This is a genomic window from Phaeobacter sp. JH20_02 (assembly GCF_048056915.1).
In the GTDB taxonomy this organism is placed as follows: domain Bacteria; phylum Pseudomonadota; class Alphaproteobacteria; order Rhodobacterales; family Rhodobacteraceae; genus Phaeobacter; species Phaeobacter bryozoorum.
In genome coordinates, this window is sequence record NZ_JAYMVP010000028.1 from 646,257 (window position 1) to 664,289 (window position 18,033).

The 18,033-nt window shown below is 61.7% G+C and carries 13 protein-coding genes and 1 riboswitch; of the genes, 1 reads left to right on the forward strand and 12 read right to left on the reverse strand.

The genetic code is table 11. The features are described 5' to 3' along the window. Position 1 precedes the first annotated feature (1 nt). Entirely contained in the window at positions 2 to 1,123 is a 1,122-nt protein-coding gene (locus VWY34_RS17180) for a glycosyltransferase family 2 protein (protein WP_416546414.1), read from the forward strand. A gap of 29 nt (positions 1,124 to 1,152) precedes the next feature. On the opposite strand, the gene VWY34_RS17185 is transcribed toward VWY34_RS17180, so the two are convergent. The 12 genes from VWY34_RS17185 to metZ form a co-directional block, all read right to left on the reverse strand. Beyond that, positions 1,153 to 2,769, reverse strand: coding sequence for an AMP-binding protein (locus VWY34_RS17185; RefSeq protein ID WP_416546416.1), 1,617 nt, complete (start codon positions 2,767 to 2,769; stop codon positions 1,153 to 1,155). Position 2,770: 1 nt separating this feature from the next. Beyond that, positions 2,771 to 3,931 (reverse strand): acyl-CoA dehydrogenase family protein, encoded by a 1,161-nt coding sequence (locus tag VWY34_RS17190; protein WP_416546418.1) that lies wholly within the window; start codon positions 3,929 to 3,931, stop codon positions 2,771 to 2,773. Between the two features lie 102 nt (positions 3,932 to 4,033). Next, positions 4,034 to 4,837: an enoyl-CoA hydratase family protein gene (locus VWY34_RS17195; RefSeq protein WP_416546420.1), complete on the reverse strand. Its 804-nt coding sequence runs from the start codon at positions 4,835 to 4,837 to the stop codon at positions 4,034 to 4,036. Continuing rightward, complete coding sequence (locus VWY34_RS17200) at positions 4,834 to 5,292, reverse strand: MarR family winged helix-turn-helix transcriptional regulator (RefSeq protein WP_260104930.1); 459 nt, start codon at positions 5,290 to 5,292, stop codon at positions 4,834 to 4,836. Before VWY34_RS17200 ends, VWY34_RS17195 begins: the two co-directional genes overlap by 4 nt. Continuing rightward, on the reverse strand, positions 5,292 to 6,050 hold the full coding sequence (locus VWY34_RS17205; protein WP_416546422.1) for an SDR family NAD(P)-dependent oxidoreductase: 759 nt from the start codon (positions 6,048 to 6,050) through the stop codon (positions 5,292 to 5,294). The genes VWY34_RS17200 and VWY34_RS17205 overlap by 1 nt, the downstream gene beginning before the upstream one ends. Continuing rightward, positions 6,047 to 8,341: a bifunctional salicylyl-CoA 5-hydroxylase/oxidoreductase gene (locus VWY34_RS17210; RefSeq protein ID WP_416546424.1), complete on the reverse strand. Its 2,295-nt coding sequence runs from the start codon at positions 8,339 to 8,341 to the stop codon at positions 6,047 to 6,049. The genes VWY34_RS17205 and VWY34_RS17210 overlap by 4 nt, the downstream gene beginning before the upstream one ends. Positions 8,342 to 9,015: 674 nt before the next feature. Continuing rightward, entirely contained in the window at positions 9,016 to 11,256 is a 2,241-nt protein-coding gene (ptsP, locus tag VWY34_RS17215) for a phosphoenolpyruvate--protein phosphotransferase (RefSeq protein ID WP_340546109.1), read from the reverse strand. 45 nt (positions 11,257 to 11,301) lie between these two features. Further along, complete coding sequence (locus VWY34_RS17220) at positions 11,302 to 12,540, reverse strand: aspartate kinase (protein ID WP_340546110.1); 1,239 nt, start codon at positions 12,538 to 12,540, stop codon at positions 11,302 to 11,304. A gap of 157 nt (positions 12,541 to 12,697) precedes the next feature. Next, on the reverse strand, positions 12,698 to 14,146 hold the full coding sequence (locus VWY34_RS17225) for a TrkH family potassium uptake protein (protein ID WP_340546111.1): 1,449 nt from the start codon (positions 14,144 to 14,146) through the stop codon (positions 12,698 to 12,700). A 64-nt stretch (positions 14,147 to 14,210) separates the two neighbouring features. Beyond that, on the reverse strand, positions 14,211 to 14,975 hold the full coding sequence (locus VWY34_RS17230; protein ID WP_416546426.1) for a hypothetical protein: 765 nt from the start codon (positions 14,973 to 14,975) through the stop codon (positions 14,211 to 14,213). Positions 14,976 to 15,345: 370 nt separating this feature from the next. Further along, the gene (folE2, locus tag VWY34_RS17235) at positions 15,346 to 16,449 is read right to left on the reverse strand and encodes a GTP cyclohydrolase FolE2 (RefSeq protein ID WP_416546428.1); all 1,104 of its coding nucleotides are present in this window, start codon (positions 16,447 to 16,449) and stop codon (positions 15,346 to 15,348) included. A gap of 222 nt (positions 16,450 to 16,671) precedes the next feature. Then, complete coding sequence (gene metZ / locus VWY34_RS17240) at positions 16,672 to 17,862, reverse strand: O-succinylhomoserine sulfhydrylase (RefSeq protein ID WP_416535064.1); 1,191 nt, start codon at positions 17,860 to 17,862, stop codon at positions 16,672 to 16,674. Between the two features lie 60 nt (positions 17,863 to 17,922). Beyond that, a riboswitch (SAM riboswitch) is annotated at positions 17,923 to 18,001 on the reverse strand. Positions 18,002 to 18,033 lie beyond the last annotated feature (32 nt).

Consider the following 18,033-nt stretch of genomic DNA (forward strand, 5'->3'; position numbering starts at 1 on the left):
CATGACAACACGCCCCGCAAAGACGGCTCAGCATCTGATCATCACCTGTATGAAAAACGAAGGCCCCTTCATCCTGGAATGGGTCGCCCACCACCGCGCCCTCGGGTTCGATCATATCCTGGTTTTCACCAATGACTGCGACGACGGAACTGTCGAGCTGCTCGATGCGCTGGCGGCCCGTGGCTATGTCACCCGGATGGACAACCCCTATCAGGAGATGGGCAGCGGCTATAATCCGCAGAAAGGCGCGTTGAAATTCGCAGAAGGTCTTGATCTGGTCCGGGAGGCCGAGTGGGTTCTGGTCTCTGATGTGGATGAGTTCGTGAACATTCACGTTGGCGACGGCGACCTCGACAGCCTTTTTGCTGCCACCGGTGATCCAGACATGATCTCGATGCAATGGCGCCTGTTCGGCAACAGTTTCCGCGATTCCTATGAGGACGTGCTTCTGACACAGCAGCATACCTATTGCGCGCCCAAATACTGCCCTGCCCCGATCCAGGCCTGGGGCATCAAAACCCTGTTCCGAACGCGAGGGGACCATGTCGCCGGAGGTTATGACCGCATTGGCGTCCACCGTCCGCTGAAACGGCGCATAGAGGGGATGCCGAATTGGGTGGCAGGCACGGGAAAACCGGTGCCCGAGGATATGGCCGATCAGGGCTGGCGTTTCGGCATTCGCGACCACGGCTACGACATGGTGACGCTGAACCATTACGCCGTACGCAGCACCGAAAGCTTCCTTGTCAAACGCGACCGTGGCCGGGTGAACCATGTGGAGCGCGACCAGGGGCTGGCCTATTGGATGCGCATGAATTTCAACATGGAACAGGATCTCTCCATCCAGCGCCGCCTTCCGGCAACGAAAAAGGAACTGACCCGGCTCAAACGGCTCAAGGGGATCAAGGCGCTGCATGACGCTGCGGTCACCGCCCACCGCAGCAAGATCACCGAGCTGATGGCGCGCGACGACATGAAGGCCTTCTACGAAGAGATCTCCTCGGCAAAGCTGACGCTGCTTTCACGGCATCTGAATTTCGTCTCCCGTGCCCAGTTCAACGATGGCCCGGACGCAATCTCTCCCGACCTGATACGGCGGCTGGAACAGGTGCCTGTCCTCTAGCAGCCGGGATCCCGAGGCGGATCCCTGCGCTACTCCGCTTTCAGGCGAAACCGCTGGATCTTGCCGGTTTCGGTTTTCGGCAGGGCGTCGATGTAGACGATATCGCGGGGATATTTATAGGGCGCGATGGTCGCCTTGACGTGGTCCTGAAGCGCCTTGGTCAAAACATCCGACGGGCTGCTGCCCTCGGCCAGCACCACATGCGCCTGCACAATCTCTCCGCGCGCCTCATCCTTGGCGCCAATGACCGCGCATTCGGCCACCGCCTCATGCGACAGCAGCGCCGCCTCGACCTCCGGGCCTGCGATATTATACCCGGCCGAGACAATCATATCGTCATTGCGCGCCGCAAAATGCAGATAGCCATCAGCGTCCATCACGAAGCTGTCACCGGTGATGTTCCAGCCATCGCGCACATAGCTATCCTGACGCGTATCCGCCAGATAGCGACAACCCGTCGGCCCCTTGACCGCCAGCCGGCCAACCTCACCGCGCGGCGCCTCTTTGCCCTCCGCATCCAGGACCCGCACCTGATACCCCCGGACCGGCTTGCCAGTACAGGCCGGGCGATGATCGTCGAACCGGTTGGAGATAAAGATATGCAGCATCTCCGTCGCCCCGATCCCATCCAGCATCGGTTTGCCAGTCTGCGCCATCCAATCCTCATAAACCGGCGCGGGCAGCGTCTCGCCCGCGGAAACGGCCGCCCGCAGCGACGACAGATCGGCCCCCTCCTCCATCGCGCGCAACATCACCCGATAGGCGGTTGGCGCGGTAAAACAGACGGTCGCCCGGTATTTCTCGATAATCTCGATGAGATTCGGTGGCGAGGCATTCTCCAGCAATGTCGCCGCCGCCCCGAACCGAAGCGGAAAAATCGCAAGCCCGCCAAGACCGAAGGTAAACGCCAGCGGCGGCGAGCCGACAAAGATATCTTCGGGCGTCACGCCCAGTACCTCCGCCGCATAGCCATCCGCAATCATCAACAGATCACGGTGGAAATGCATGGTCGCCTTGGGCGCGCCGGTGGTGCCCGAGGTAAAGCCCAGCAGCGCCACATCGTCCCGGCCCGTGGCCACAGCCTCGAAACTCACCGGCTTTTCCAGCGCCAGCCGGTCCAGCTCTGCATCATGGTTGGAGGTGCCATCAAACCCCACAACGGACGTCAGATATGCCGAGGTCTTGGCGCAGCTCACCAGCTCCTCCATCAGCCGCGTGTCGCAGAGCGCATGGCTGATCTCAGCCTTGTCGACGATCTTGGCCAGCTCCCCCGTCCGCAGCATCGGCATGGTGTTCACAACCACCGCCCCCGCCTTGGTCGCTGCCAGCCAGCAGGCCACCATGGCCGGGTTATTGGCCGAACGGATCAGCACCCGATTGCCCGGCTTCACCCCCAGATCCTCCACCAGAACATGGGCCAGCCGGTTGGTCCAATCGGCCAGTTCCTTGTAGGTGCGTCGCCGCCCGTTGCCGATCAGGGCGGTATGGTCGCCAAATCCCCTGGCCACCATGGCATCGGTCAGTTCGACCGCGGCATTGAGCCGCTCGGGGTAGTCGAACCCCTCCATCAGGAACTCCGGCCACTGATCTGCCGGCGGCAGGTTATCGCGGGTGAATGTGTCGATATGTGCGCTTGGTCCCAGCATCTCAGCCCCCTTTTTGAAACGCGGAAATCGCCTGACGGGCGATCACCACACGCTGCACATCCGAAGCCCCCTCGTAGATCCGCAACGCTCTGATATCGCGATAGAGTTCCTCGACCTTCTGGCCCTGCCGCACGCCGTCACCGCCATGCAGCTGTACCGCCCTGTCGATGACCTGCTGCGCCTGGTCGGTAGAAAACAGCTTTGCCATGGCGGCCTCGCGGGTGATCCGCGCCGCGCCGCTGTCCTTGGCCCAGGCGGCGCGGCAAACCAGCAGGGCGCTTGCATCCACATCCAGCGCCATGTCGGCGATATGGCCCTGTACCATCTGCAAATCCGCCAGCGGCGCGCCCTGCACATGGCGCGTCGTCACCCGTGCCAGCGCCTCGTCCAGCGCCCGGCGGGCAAACCCCAGCGCAGCCGCAGCCACGGTGGAACGGAATACATCCAGCACCGACATCGCAATCTTAAAGCCGGCCCCCGCCTCCCCCAGCAGGGCGCTGCGCGGGATCCGGCAATCTGTGAACCTCAGCCTCGCCAATGGATGCGGCGCCAGTGTCTCCAGCCGCTCCACCACCTCAAACCCCGGCAGGCCCGCAGGCACCACAAAGGCCGAGAGCCCCTTCGCCCCCGGTCCCTCGCCGGTACGGGCAAACAGAGTATAGACATCGGCAATCCCGCCGTTGGAGATCCAGGTCTTCTCCCCGTTCAGAACGTAATGATCGCCATCCAGCGTCGCGGTCATGGTGGAATTCGCCACATCAGACCCCGACTGCGGCTCCGTCAGGGCAAAGGCCGCGATCGCCTTGCCCGAGCGGGTCAGCGGCAACCACTCCTGCTGCTGTGCCGCGCTGCCAAACAGGGAGATCGCCCCGGTCCCCAGCCCCTGCATCGCAAAGGCGAAATCCGCCAGACCGTCGTGCCGCGCAAGCGTTTCGCGGATCAGGCAGAGCGTGCGCACATCCAGCGCCTCTCCGGCCATGGCGCCGGAATGCTGCGTCCAGCCGCCTGCACCAAGCGCCGCAACCAGCGCCCGGCAGGCCGCGTCGGTATCGCCATGATCGATATCCGCCAGCGCCCCGGCGGCCCAGCTCTCCAGCTCCTCCGCCAGCGCCCGATGGCGTTCTTCGAAAAACGGCCAGCTCAGAAACGTCCTATCCGCCATATCGCTCCTCCCGGGACAGGGCAGCGCCTGTCATCTTTCCCCAAATACTCCCGCCGGAGGCCTCTGCGCCCTCCTCCGGCGCCGCGGTCTCCGGGGGTCGGATCAATCCCCTTCAAACAGGGGTTTTTCTTTCTTCACAAAGGCCTGATAGGCGCGCTCGAAATCGGCCGTCTGCATGCAGATCGCCTGCGCCTGCGCCTCGGCTTCGATGGCCTGTTCGATCGACATCGACCATTCCTGCGCCAGCATGGTTTTGGTCATCATATGACCAAAATTCGGACCCGAAACGATCCGCTCGGCCCAGTTGCGCGCCTCAGCCATCAGCTCGTCAGCCGCCACGATACGGTTGTGAAACCCCCAGGCATGGCCCTCATCCGCGCTCATGGATCGCCCGGTATAAAGCAACTCCGCCGCCCGTCCCTGACCGATGATCCTCGGCAGGATAGCACAGGCCCCCATGTCGCAGCCCGCCAGCCCGACGCGGGTGAACAGAAAGGCCGTCTTGGCCTCGGGCGTGGCGATCCGGATATCCGAGGCCATCGCGATGATCGCACCGGCCCCGACACAGACGCCGTCCAGCGCGGCGATGATCGGCTTGCCACAATTCACCATCGCCTTGACCAGATCGCCGGTCATGCGGGTAAAGGCCAGCAGCTCCTTCATCGACATCTTCGTCAGGGGGCCAATGATATCATGCACATCGCCACCGGAGCTGAAGTTGCCGCCGTTGGGTGCAAAAACCACCGCCTTTACGTCGTCATCGTAATGCAGCTCGCGAAACCAGTCGCGCAGCTCGGCATAGCTCTCAAAGCTCAGCGGGTTCTTCCGCTCGGGCCGGTTCAGCGCAACCGTTGCGACACCCGCGTCAACAGAGCACAGAAAAAACTTGGTATCCGTCGAGATCATCCCTTGCGTCCTTCATTCTCAAGCCGTTTAGCCACCTGATCCAGCGCGTCGGACAGTGTCTGCACCTCCGCCTCCTGCACGCTGTCAAACATCCGGTCGATCCAGGCCTCATGCGCGGCGGCCTGGCGGGCAAATTCCGCCACCCCCGCCTCGGTCAGCCGCACCCGGCTGGCGCGCCGGTCACCGGGCACCTTTTCACGCTGCACGTGGCCATCATCCACCAGCCGCTCGACGATGCCGGTCACATTGCCGTTGGAGACTTTAAGCACGCCGGAGAGTTCACTCATCTTCAGCCCGTCAAGATGCTGGCTTAGCGCTGCCATCACGTCAAAACGCGGCAAAGTCGTGCTGAACTCCTGCCGCAGGTTCTCGCGGATTTCGCTTTCCACGGCGCGGGTGGCCTTCAGAACCTTGAGCCACAGACGCAGCCGGTCCTTGGAGCGGTCGGTCTGCATCAGATCTCGCCTCCGGTGATCGGCAGCGCACTGCCATTGATGGATGCGGCAGCCGTCCCGGCCAGATAGAGCGCGGCATCCGCCACCTCCTCCGGCTGGATGAACCGCCCCTGTGGATTGCCTGCACGCAGGGATTTCGCCGCGTCGTCAGCGCTCATGCCGGTGGTCGCCACAATGGTGGCGATCGACCGCTCCAGAAGCGGCGTCTCAATGAACCCCGGACAGATCGCATTCACCGTGATCCCGCTGCGCGCCAGCTCCTGCGCCAGCGCCCGTGTCAGACCGATGACCCCGTGTTTGGCCGCACAATAGCCCGCGACATAGGGGTATCCCTTCAGTCCGGCAGTGGAGGCCACGGCGATCATCCGTCCCCAGCCTTCGGCCTTCATATCGGGCAGCGCCGCCTGCCATAAGTTGAAAACCCCCGACAGGTTGACGGCAAGCGCCGCTGCGAAATCGCCCTCATCCATTCTGGCAAAAGGCTTGGAAGGTGCCGCACCCGCGTTGGCAATGGCAATGGTGATCGGGCCCTGCTGTTCACGGGCCACCGCAAGCGTCTCGCGGACCGCCTCGGCATCGGTGACATCACAGGCCAGTGGCAGGCCATCCACCTCGGCGGCGACGTCCTCCAACGGCGCCTTGCGCCGCCCCAGCAGCGTTAGCCGCGCACCCTGCGCCGCAAAGCCCCGCGCAAGGGCGGCGCCCACGCCAGAGCCGCCGCCGGTGATCACCACGTGTTTCCCGCAAATCTCGCTCATGCCCGGATCACCTCCGCCTCGCGGTCGGCCAGACGCCAGGCCTGATCGCGCCCGGCCTGATAGGGCAACGGCCAGTCTGCATGGCGATCACCGATCCGCGCCGCCTCATGCAGCGTCCAGTAGGGATCTGCCAGATGTGGCCGCCCGACACAAACCAGATCCGCGCGGCCGGCCATCAGGATCGAGTTGGCGTGATCCGCCTCATAGATATTGCCCACCGCCATGGTCGCAATGCCCGCATCATTGCGGATCCGATCCGAAAACGGTGTCTGGAACATCCGGCCATAGACCGGCCGTGCCTCGGGTGTGGTCTGTCCGGCGGAGACGTCAATGATATCCGCGCCCGCAGCGGTGAACATCCGTGCAATCTCGACCGCCTCTTCCGGCGTGACGCCTTCATCGCCGACCCAATCGTTGGCGGAAATACGCACGGACATCGGCTTGCTTGCAGGCCAGGCTGCCCGCATCGCCTCAAACACCTCCAGCGGGTAGCGCAGACGGTTTTCCAGCGCGCCGCCATACTCATCGGTTCGAATGTTGGATTTGGGCGAGATGAAGGATGAAATCAGATAACCATGCGCCGCGTGAAGTTCGATCATGTCAAATCCGGCGCGATCCGCCATCTGAGCTGCGGCCACGAATTGCGCCTTGATGGCCTCCATTTCCTGCGCTGTGATCTCGCGCGGGGCCGGATTATCCTCAGTCCACGCAATAGCAGAGGCCGAAACCGTCTCCCAGTTCCCCTCCGGCAGCGGCGCGTCCATGGTCTCCCAGCCCAATTGGGTGGAGCCTTTGCGGCCCGAGTGGCCGATCTGACAGCAGATCTTGGCGTCGGTCTCGCTGTGTACGAACTCCGTCAGCCGTGTCCAGGCGGCCTCATGCTCGGGCGCGTAAAGCCCCGGACAGCCGGGCGTGATCCGCCCCTGCGCCGACACACAGGTCATTTCGGTATAGACCAGCCCTGCTCCGCCCTTGGCGCGTTCGCCGTAGTGGATCAGATGCCAGTCGGTCGGGCAGCCATCCTTGGCCTTGTACTGCGCCATCGGCGACACCACGACACGGTTCTTCAACTGCATCTCCCGCAGCCGGTAGGGGGCGAACATCGGCGGGCGCACCGGGGCATACTCGCTGGCACCCGCCCGCGTCTGGAACCATTTCTCGGCAGAGGCCAGCCAATCCGCATCCCGCAGGCGCAGGTTTTCATGGGAAATCCGCTGCGACCGGGTCAGCAGCGAATAGTTGAACTGCACCGGATCCATATCCAGATAGCGTTCCACATCCTCGAACCACTCCAGGGAGTTGCGCGCCGCCGATTGCAACCGCAGCACATCCAGCCGCCGCTCCTCCTGATAGCGGACAAAGGCCTGTTCCAACGTCGGTTCGGTGCTGATGAACTCCGCCAATGCGATGGCGCTGTCAAAGGCCAGTCGCGTGCCCGACCCGATGGAGAAATGCGCCGTGGCCGAGGCATCGCCCAGCAAGACCACGTTCTGATGATACCATGTTTCGCAAAGCACACGGGGGAAGTTGATCCAGACCGCCGAGCCGCGCAGGTGATCCGCGTTGGAAATCAGCGCATGCCCATCCAGATGATCGGCAAAAATCGCCTCGCAGGTGCGCAGGATCTCGTCCTTGCTCATCGCCTCAAAGCCCCAGTTTTCCCAAGTCTGGGCCGAGCATTCAACGATCACCGTCGCGGTGTCAGCGTCGAACTGATAGGCGTGGATCCACATCCAGCCATGCTCTGTCTTCTCAAAGATAAAGGTAAAGGCATCATCGAATTTCTGCTGTGTGCCCAACCAGATAAACTTGCAAGGGCGCACATCGACGTTTGGTTTGAAATGCGCGGCAAACTCGGTTCGCACCCGCGAATTCAGCCCATCGCAGGCCACGACCAGATCATAATCCGCCTGATAGCTCGCGGCCGATCCGACTTCGGTTTCGAACCGCAAATCAATACCCAGTTCGCGCGCCCGCTCCTGCAGGATCACCAGCATCGCCTTGCGACCGATGCCCGCAAACCCATGCCCGCCCGACACGGTCCGCACGCCGTCATGCACCACGGCGATATCGTCCCAATAGGCGAATTTATCGCGGATCCGCTCGGCGCTGACAGGATCATTGGCGGCCAGATTGTCCAGCGCGTCATCAGACAGCACCACACCCCAACCAAAGGTATCATCGGGCTTGTTACGCTCAAAAACCGTGATTTCGGCATCCGGCTGACGCAGCTTGGTCGAAATCGCGAAATACAGGCCAGCGGGGCCGCCTCCCAGACAGGCGATTTTCATGGTGCCACTCCCCTATTGCGATCAAAGCTGAGCACAGGATAAGCGCACGGCAATAAATTTCAAGCTTAAACTTTTAAACTTGAAGCTTTTGCCAGACCTGCAGGAGATCCGCGTTAAGGGAATATTCATCTCCGCCCTGCAATACTGGCAAGAGCATGACTCTTGCCCCGGTTTTCTCGGACGCCATCGCCATGGGCGCGGGAAACCCAAGCTATTCAGCCATAATTTCCCGATAAGTTTCAAGTGGATAAGCCCCACAATTGATGTAGAGAACTTGCCTCAAACGAGTCATCCGATCTCCCGCAAAACCACAATTAATTCAATGTTTTCAGATAGATAAAACAACCTAAACAACAGGGACGGCGCTGTGGATAAGTTGGGGGACAGTTTGGGCATTCTCAACCCAAACGAGACACCCTGCCGGGACATTCAGAACCGACAAAAATATCGAGATAAGTCAAGTTTGGAAGGTATTAACAAAATGTTAAAGAGTAAATTCGATTGCGCAGTCACGATTCATCAAGACCAAACCAGAGGCACCAGCCAGACCCGTTACCTACGGCTATCCACAACACACTCATAGGCTGCAGCCTCTGACCTGATCCTCAGTCAAAAAAACCGCGCAGCCTCGGCTGCGCGGTCCCAATGCAGACTATGGTGCGAAGGATCCCGGCTCAGAGCTCTCGCAGATATTGCATCACAGCCGGCCGCACCGTTTGCTCGCCTCGGTGGCGTGCGTCGGCAATGATTTTGCGAATAGCATTCAGATCCACCCGCATCAGCAGCGATTTGACCGGGCCAACCGAGGCAGGTCGCATCGACAGTACCCGCAACCCCATGGCCGCAAGGCAGACCGCCTCAATCGGGCGCCCGGCGTCCTCGCCGCAAAAGCTGAGAGGAGTCCCGGAAATCTCGCAACGCTCAACGATTTGCGCGATAAAGCTCAGGTAGCTCACATTCAATGTGTCGTAACGCTTGCGCACCCTCTCGTTTTCACGGTCCGCAGCAAAGAAAAACTGCTTGAGGTCATTGCCGCCGATCGACAGGAATTCGACCTCGTCGAAAAACTTCTGCGGCGCAAAGGCCAGCGACGGGGTTTCCAGCATGGCCCCGACTTCCAGTTTTTCCGGCAGCGGATGCCCGAGGCGCCGTTCGCGTTCCAGCGTCTTGGCGACCTCGGCCTTGGCGGCGCGGAACTCCTCGAACTGCGCCACAAACGGGAACATGACCGTCAGCGGACGCCCGTTGGCGGCGCGCATCAGCGCCTGCAACTGCATCCGCATCACACCGGGCTTGTCGAGACCAACCCGGATCGCCCGCCAGCCAAGCGCCGGATTCGGCTCATCGGTCGGCTTCATATAGGGCAGCACCTTGTCCGACCCGATGTCCAGCGTGCGGAACACCACCCGCTTGCCGCCAGCCGCATCCAACACCCGCTGATACAGCGCCACCAGTTCGGATCGTTTTGGCATCTGGTTGCGGACCAGAAACTGCAATTCAGTTCGGAACAGCCCGACGCCTTCGGCACCGGAGTTTTCCAGCGACGGCAAATCGGCCATCAGCCCGGCGTTCATCAGCAGGTTCACACGTGTGCCGTCGCGGGTCAGCGCCTGTTTGTCACGGATCGAGGCATAGCGTTCCTGCGCCTTGGCCTGCATCGCGATCTTGTCGCGAAAGGCCCCCACAACGGTGTCATCCGGCCGCAGATGTACCACACCCTGCTCCCCGTCCACCATGATATGGTCGCCGTTCAGCGCCTCGGTGGTGATGCGTTTGGTGTGAACCACCAGCGGAATGGCCAGCGCGCGCGCAATGATCGCCGCATGAGAGCCGACAGAGCCTTCCTCCAGCACGATGCCACGCAGGTTGCGGCCATATTCCAGCAGTTCACCAGGGCCGATGTTCCGTGCAATCAGCACCGGGTCCTCGGGCAGCTCTGCACCGGTTTCACGGCCCTGCCCGGTCAAAATCCGTAGCAGCCGGTTGGACAGATCATCCAGATCGCTCAGCCGCTCGCGCAGATAGGCATCCTGCACCTGCCCCATGCGCGCCCGCGCCTGGGACTGTTCTTTCTCTACCGCCGCCTCGGCACTCAGACCGCGGCCGATGTCCTCTTCCATCCGCCGCATCCACCCTTTGGAATTGGCGAACATCCGGTAGGCTTCCAGCACCTGCAACTGTTCCTTGTCACCGGTCTGGGAGACCTCCAGCATCTTGTCGACGCCGACCCGCAGCTCCTCGACCGATTCATGCAGGCGCTCAAGCTCGCGGTGCGGGTCATCGGCAATCGGATTGGTCACAACAACGCGCGGCTCATGCAGCCAGACGTGGCCTTCAACAGCACCTTCCTGCGCGATGGTTCCCCGCAGCAGAACCGGTTGCTGGTGCAGGGGCGACAGTGCCGCGCCCTCGCCAACAAAGGCGCCAAGCTCGGTCATTTCGGCAATCACCATCGCCACCACTTCCAGCGCATAGACCGCATCGGCGGAGAATTCGCGCGCGTCCTTGGACTGCACCACCAGCACGCCCAGCATCTCGCCAAGCCGCTGAATCGGCACCCCCAGGAAAGAGGCATAACGCTCCTCCCCGGTTTCCGGCATATAGCGGAACCCCTTGGCGTTGGGGGCATCCGGGGTGTTGACCACCTTGCCATAGCGCGCCACACGGCCCACCAGCCCCTCGCCGATCCGCATACGGGTCTGGTGTACGGATTCAACGTTCAGACCCTGAGTCGCGCAGAGCTCAAGCGTCTCCTCGTCCCGGAACAGATAGACCGAGCACACCTCGCTGCGCATGCTATCGGCGATCAGCTGGGTGATCTTGTCCAGCCGGGCCTGACCGGCATCATCACCGGCCATCGCCTCGCGCAAGCGCATCAACAGATTGCGACTTTCGGATTCGGTCGTCTTTACCATGGGGGCCGTTCACACAGGTTTCGGTGTCAGGCAGCCAGGTCCAGATCAGGCCGCCTTGTCCAATTCAAAGGCATCATGCAGTGCTTGCACTGCAAGTTCCATGTATTTCCGGTCGATCAGAACCGAAATCTTGATTTCGGAGGTGGTGATCACCTTGATGTTGATGCCCTCGTCCGACAGCACCTTGAACATCTTGGCTGCAACCCCTGATTGTGAGCGCATACCGATGCCAACCACCGAGACCTTGGCAACATCACGGTCAGCCAGCAGTTCGGCGTAGTTCAGCTCGCCCTTCTGCTTTACCGCCTGCAACGCCTGTTCGGCGCGCGCCACCTGATCGGTCGGGCAGGAGAAGGTCATATCGGTGCGACCCTCGGCCGAGATATCCTGAACGATCATATCGACGTTCACACCTGCATCGCTCAGCGCGGTAAAGATATGTGCCGCGATGCCGGGACGGTCGGCGACCGATTGCACGGTCAGCTTGGCTTCGTCACGGGAATAGGCCACACCGGCCACAACATTGGATTCCATGATTTCCTCCTCGTCGCAGACCAGGGTTCCGGCCTCGTCGGACTGTTCCTCAAAACTCGACAACACGCGCAGCTTCACCTTGTAGCGCATCGCCAGTTCAACAGAGCGGGTTTGCAGGACCTTGGCGCCCAGCGAGGCCAGCTCCAGCATTTCTTCAAACGCGATCCTATCCAGTTTGCGCGCCTTATCGCAGATCCGCGGGTCGGTGGTATAGACCCCGTCCACATCGGTATAGATATCGCAGCGCTCCGCCTCAAAGGCCGCGGCAAAGGCAACAGCGGTGGTATCCGACCCGCCCCGGCCCAGCGTGGTGATACGGCCTTCAGGGCTGATCCCCTGAAACCCTGCAACCACGGCGACGCGCATGCCTTCGCCGAACTTCGCATTGATGTTCTCCGGCGGGATCTCTTCGATCCGGGCCTGACTGTGGGCACTGGTGGTTTTCAGCGGCACCTGCCAGCCCTGCCAGCTGCGCGCGGGGATATCCATCTCCTGCAGCGTCAGCGCCATCAGACCCGCCGTCACATTCTCGCCCGAGGAGACCACAGCATCATATTCGCGCGCATCAAACAGCGGCGAGGTCTCATTGACCCAGCCGACCAGCTCATTGGTCTTGCCCGACATGGCAGAGACGATAACGATCACGTCATAGCCCTTGGCCACCTCAACGCCCACGCGTTTCGCCGCGCGGCGGATGCGGTCCAGATTGGCGACAGATGTACCGCCGAATTTCATCACAAGAACGGGCATTGGGCAAAACTCTCCGTGCGCTTGCGGGTTTCAACTCCCCGCCTCTTATGCGAGCGGCCCCACAAGGGCAAGCCTGCGGATTGTAGCGATACACGCAGAAACGCCGGTGCAACACGCAATTTTGATGCGTCAAAGCGGCGCGTTTCGGTCGATCTGCCTAGTTGCGCCAAAAACGGATGGTCAGAATGGCATAGACCGCCATCAGCTCCAGCCGCCCGATCAGCATCGCCGCACTCAGGATCCACTTGGCGCCATCGTTCAGCGTGGAGAAGTTGCCCGCAGGCCCGATCCGGTCGCCAAGGCCGGGGCCGATATTGGCCACAGCCGTTGCCGCCCCCGACACCGCCGTCACAAAATCAAGCCCGGTCAGCGCCAGCGCCCAGGCCACGATCCCCAGCGTGACCACAAAGAACATAAAAAAGGAGATCACCGAGCTCAGCACCTCGGCGTCCACCGCCCTGCCCTGATAGCGCGGGACAAACACCCCATGCGGCGAATGAATGCGCTGGATCTGCACCCGGATCGAGGCGAACAGCAGCTGATAGCGGAAAATCTTGACCGAACAGGCGGTTGACCCCGCACAACCGCCAATCAGCCCGATAAAGAAGAACAGCATCACCAGAAAGCTGCCCCACTGCATGTAATCAACGCTGGCGTAGCCGGTGCCGGAGATGATCGAGGTGATATTGAACAGCGCCTCGCGCACCGCCTGCTCGGGGTGGTGAGGAAACACATAGACCAGCACACAGGCCGTCACCACGACAAGGATCAGGATGGTGGCCAGAAAGGTCTGGATCTGGCTGTCACGAAACAGCGGCTTGGAATGGCCGTTGACCATCTGCACATAGCGCACAAAGGGCAGCGCCGCGAGGATCATGAACACCGATGCAGCATATTCAGGCGCGCCGGTAAAGGTGCCGAAAGACGCATCATAATTGGAGAAACCACCGGTGGAACATGTGGTCAGCGCATGCACCAGCGCGTCAAAGGGCTGCATCCCCAACAGCATATAGACCACCATGCAGGCCACGGTCAGGCCGACGTAGATCAGCGAAATCTGCTTCGCGATTGCCTGCGCGCGTGGCAGGATTTTCCCCATCGTGTCAAAGGCTTCGGAGCGGAAAATCTGCATGCCGCCAACCCGCAGCTCCGGCAGGAACACCATGGCCACCACGATGATGCCGATGCCGCCCAGCCATTGCAGGATGCCCCGCCACAGCAGCAGTCCGCGCGGCAGACCATCAAGGCCCGAAATCACGGTGGAGCCGGTGGTGGTAAGGCCGGACATCGCCTCGAAGAACGCATCGACAAAGCGCAGTTCAGTGGCGCCCAGCATCAGGGGGATCGCCCCGAACACCGGCAGCGCCACCCAGACCAGCGTCGTCAGCAGAAAGGTCTGCTGGATCGTCAGCCCCTCGCGCACCCCATTGGCACAGGACAGCGCAATCAGCCCGCCACCGAGGATGGTGATGACGGCACTTTCGAGAAAGACCGGCCATTCCCCCTGCCCGTCGTATAGATCGACAGCCAGCGGGAACACCATGGTTGCCCCAAGGATGGCCACCAAAAGGCCAATGACATATCCAACCGGACGCAGATCCAACATGCGCGCACCGTTGGCCTCCACCGGGCGGAGTGTCAAGAGACTGCGCGACTGTTGCGACCCGGGGTTAGGGTTTTGTCGACTTCTGTGACACCGTGCCGACCTTTGCCGTCATCGCACTGGCCGACGTGCCGGCCCCCCCGCCCTGACCGGTCATCAGCGCCTGAGTTCTGGTGGTTCCGGCCTGTTTCGCGCCAACCGGCGACAGCTGAGCCCGCGCAGCGGGCTGCGATGCAGGCGAAGATGCCGGGGCCGGATCCTTGGCGGGCATCGCTGCCGGTTTCGACGGCGCGCGGGTGGTTTTGCGGCTTGGTCCGGCGGCGGCGGCCTTGGCGGCGGGCGTATCGGGTGTCACGGCAGCAGCAGCGGCAGGGGCCGCAGGTTTTGCCACATCCGCTTCGCTCGTCGCGACCTTGCGCTTGCTGGAAAAATCGGACGCCCCGGCTGTATCCGCCTTGTCGGTGGGCTGCGGCGTTGGCGCAACCGTCGGCGTGCTGGTCGCCGCCTTGGTCCGTGCCGGGCGGGTTTTCTTGCGGGCAGGCTTGCGCTGCGGGGCGGGCTTTGGTTTTGCGGCCGCAGGTTTCTCCGCAGCGGTTGCGGCAGGCTCGGCACTGCGGCTGGCTGCCTCCGTGCTGCGCGCGGCGGTGGTCTTGACACGGGTCTGGTTCAGCCCCACCGCAATCGCATGGCTGGCAACCGCCATCTGCGCGGCGGGCATTGCTCCCATCAGGGCCACGGCCCCACGCCAGAACCGCATCTGGCGCCCAACAAGCGTACCTGCCAATGCAGCAGGTGTCCGGGGAAGGTCGGTGAAGTCGAGTAGAGGGATCATCAAAATCTCCTGTTTGGCGGGTGGCATCCGCCGCGATATGGCTGCGCCAGACATCAGGGCCAGAGATCAGACGGCCTTGCTGGCGCAGATGAACAAGAGACATTGGTCTGACCATCTTCCGAACCCGGTAAGCTCGGCGCGACAGCCCTGGCACGAGGCCCCCTCCGCCCCTCGGACAGGGGGAACGACGCAGCGCGCACCCCCACAGGTTGCAACTCTATCTGATTCCTTTTGCATTGCAGCATAAATAATGCCGCATTGCAGAGTCGCCCGTAAAAAGCGCGAAAAACCGCCGCCTAATCAGGCAGCGGTGTCGGGTCTATGTCGGAAAATGGGGCGACAGGCACGATTGGCGTCCTGCGCGCCCGGATCACCCCTGATGGATCAGGGTTGCGAACATCCGCGGGTCGATGCTGCGCGCCGCAAAGGTCGGCCCCTGCGTCAGCACGCTGATCGCATCATGGCTGTGCAGGCTCTCCTGATGGCTGGCCACCACCCGGAAGTCGCCGATACGGGAATCCGATTGCAGCGCCTCGCAGAACAGCCGCGCGGCATCTTCGACAAAGATCGGATTGGCCGCGTTCAGCTCGGCAAAGGCCTGCTCATCCTCGCGCTTGACCATGACCTGGGTCTCGGTCGGCACCGCGCGGCGGCAATGGTCGATCACATCCTCGAACCACAGAACCGGCGCGCCCGGCTCCTGCACCAGCGAAATCCGCGCCACCGAGCGCTGCGAATGCGGCGTCGCCAGCTGGCCACGGGCACTGCGGGCATGTTCGCTCAGCTCAAGCGAACAGGGACAGGTCGAGGAATAGACGTAATCCAGATGGATGATCTTCGTCCGCTCGCCATCGTGATCCACGATTTCCAGAGCGATATCATAGTATTGATAGCCCGACAGGCCCGAACGCAGGCTTTGCACCTTCACCGGGAAGGAAAACCGCATCTGCAAACGTGCATCAAGGCTTTCGAGATCGGTGAGGTAATCATCAAGCGCCGCTTCCATCACTTCAAAGCTGAAAGTGCGTTCAGCGTGTTTGTAAAACGACCGCATGATCCGGGACATATTGATGCCCTTCTTGTCGGCATCCAGGCTGACGGTGCCGGTCACGCTGGTTTCCAGCGTCAGATCGCCATTGTCGCGGGTGTGAAAGCGAATCGGCAGGCGAAAATTGGAAATTCCGACGTGCTGGATCTGCTCATGGGCGCCGCGGATCAGGCTGGACGGCCCGTTCTGCAGGTCCGGCAGGGTCGCACGATAGCTGCTATCGGCCTCAAACTCCTCAGGGTAGTGGCGCGACAGATCGGGATAATTACCAATAGGTGTATCCGGCAAAAGACGTGCAATCACAGGGTTTAGTTGAGCAATTTCGGTCTCGGTTGCCGTGCTGGCCCATTTGCGCAACAGCTCGAGTGCATCCTCTGCATCTGCTCGATCAGGCGCCTTGGTCAGATTACGCGAGTGAGAGTTCATGAAACAGAGACCTCCGCTGACGCTGCCCGATCATCAGGCAGCAGGATTAGTTTTAGTCTGTTACGCAGCAGATCGCAAAACAGATCATTCAAAAGCGTCGTGTTTTGCGCATTTACGGCGATTGACGCCAGATCCTTTTGGATCACGCTTGGCATCGGGGGCAGCGGCGACGCGCGCCCTGCCCCCTTATCGCCGTCGCTATTCAGCCGCAGCTTCAGCCGATCAGGCCTCCGCCACCGCCAGGGCCTGTGTCAGATCCGCGATCAGATCGGCGGCATCCTCAAGCCCGACCGAAAACCGGACCAGACCAGGCGTAATGCCCAGTTCGGCCTTCAGCTCATCAGACAACCGCTGATGGGTGGTGGTGGCCGGATGGGTGGCGATGGATTTCGCATCGCCCAGATTGTTGGAAATCACCGGGATGGTCAGCGCGTTCAGGAACCTGAATGCAGCCTCCTTGCCGCCCTTGAGGTCCAGCGACAGCACCGTGCCGCCCTTGCCGCCCAGCTGGCGCTGCACCAGTGCGTATTGGGCATGGGTCTCAAGGCCGGGATACATCAGCCGGCTGAGTGCGGGATGTCCGCTCAGCGCCTGCGCCAGTTCCAGCGCTGTATCGGCCTGGGCGTTGACCCGCAGGGAAATCGTCTCCAGCCCCTTCAGCAGCGTCCAGGCATTGAACGGGCTGAGGCTGCCGCCGGTGTGCTTCATATAGGGTTCAACGGTGCCCCGGATGAACTCGCGCGTGCCAAGGATGACGCCGCCCAGCACCCGTCCCTGCCCGTCGATATGTTTGGTCGCGGAATAGATCACCACATCCGCGCCCTGCGCGATGGCATTGGAAAACACCGGCGTCGAAAACACGTTATCGACCACCACAGTGGCCCCGACCTCATGGGCCAGCTCGGCCACTGCGGCGATATCGATCACCTCAAGTGTCGGGTTGGACATCGACTCGAAAAACACCGCCTTGGTGTCAGGGCGCAGCGCTGCGCGCCACTGTTCAAGGTCGGTGCCATCGACAAAGGTCACCTCAACCCCGAACCGGGTCAGGATCGTCTCGAGAATATAGAGACAGGAGCCAAACAGAGCCTTGGCCGAAACCACATGGTCGCCTGCCTTCAGCATCGAGGTCAGCGCGCCATTGACCGCCGCCATGCCGGATGCGGTGGCAAAGGCGTCCTCGGCCCCTTCCAGCGCGGCAATGCGCTCTTCGAACATCGCCACCGTCGGGTTGCCATAGCGGGCATAGATGAATTCATCGGGGCCGGTCTCGATAAACCGCGCCTCGGCCTGTTCGGCGGTGTCGTAAACAAAACCCTGCGTCAGGTAGATCGCTTCGCTGACCTCATTGTACTGGCTGCGACGGGTGCCGCCATGCACCAGTTTCGTGCGCTTGTTCCAGGTCTCGCTCATCTTCTGTCTCCTTGCGCGCGTTGCGCATTAAAAAACCCCCGTTCGGCCAAGCGAAAGGGGGTCCTTCACATCCTGACCTCTTTAGCGGGATTGTTTTACGTGGCCCGCAATCCGGTAACAAATCGCCACGATATATCCGTCCCGGATAAGCCCAAACCGCCGTTTGGTCAA

Excerpts from the sequence above, each read along its gene's own strand:
- VWY34_RS17180 (WP_416546414.1), top strand. The coding sequence starts at position 2 with ATGACAACACGCCCCGCAAAGACGGCTCAGCATCTGATCATCACCTGT.
- VWY34_RS17185 (WP_416546416.1), bottom strand. The coding sequence starts at position 2,769 with ATGCTGGGACCAAGCGCACATATCGACACATTCACCCGCGATAACCTG.
- VWY34_RS17190 (WP_416546418.1), bottom strand. The coding sequence starts at position 3,931 with ATGGCGGATAGGACGTTTCTGAGCTGGCCGTTTTTCGAAGAACGCCAT.
- VWY34_RS17195 (WP_416546420.1), bottom strand. The coding sequence starts at position 4,837 with ATGATCTCGACGGATACCAAGTTTTTTCTGTGCTCTGTTGACGCGGGT.
- VWY34_RS17200 (WP_260104930.1), bottom strand. The coding sequence starts at position 5,292 with ATGCAGACCGACCGCTCCAAGGACCGGCTGCGTCTGTGGCTCAAGGTT.
- VWY34_RS17205 (WP_416546422.1), bottom strand. The coding sequence starts at position 6,050 with ATGAGCGAGATTTGCGGGAAACACGTGGTGATCACCGGCGGCGGCTCT.
- VWY34_RS17210 (WP_416546424.1), bottom strand. The coding sequence starts at position 8,341 with ATGAAAATCGCCTGTCTGGGAGGCGGCCCCGCTGGCCTGTATTTCGCG.
- ptsP (WP_340546109.1), bottom strand. The coding sequence starts at position 11,256 with ATGGTAAAGACGACCGAATCCGAAAGTCGCAATCTGTTGATGCGCTTG.
- VWY34_RS17220 (WP_340546110.1), bottom strand. The coding sequence starts at position 12,540 with ATGCCCGTTCTTGTGATGAAATTCGGCGGTACATCTGTCGCCAATCTG.
- VWY34_RS17225 (WP_340546111.1), bottom strand. The coding sequence starts at position 14,146 with ATGTTGGATCTGCGTCCGGTTGGATATGTCATTGGCCTTTTGGTGGCC.
- VWY34_RS17230 (WP_416546426.1), bottom strand. The coding sequence starts at position 14,975 with ATGATCCCTCTACTCGACTTCACCGACCTTCCCCGGACACCTGCTGCA.
- folE2 (WP_416546428.1), bottom strand. The coding sequence starts at position 16,449 with ATGAACTCTCACTCGCGTAATCTGACCAAGGCGCCTGATCGAGCAGAT.
- metZ (WP_416535064.1), bottom strand. The coding sequence starts at position 17,862 with ATGAGCGAGACCTGGAACAAGCGCACGAAACTGGTGCATGGCGGCACC.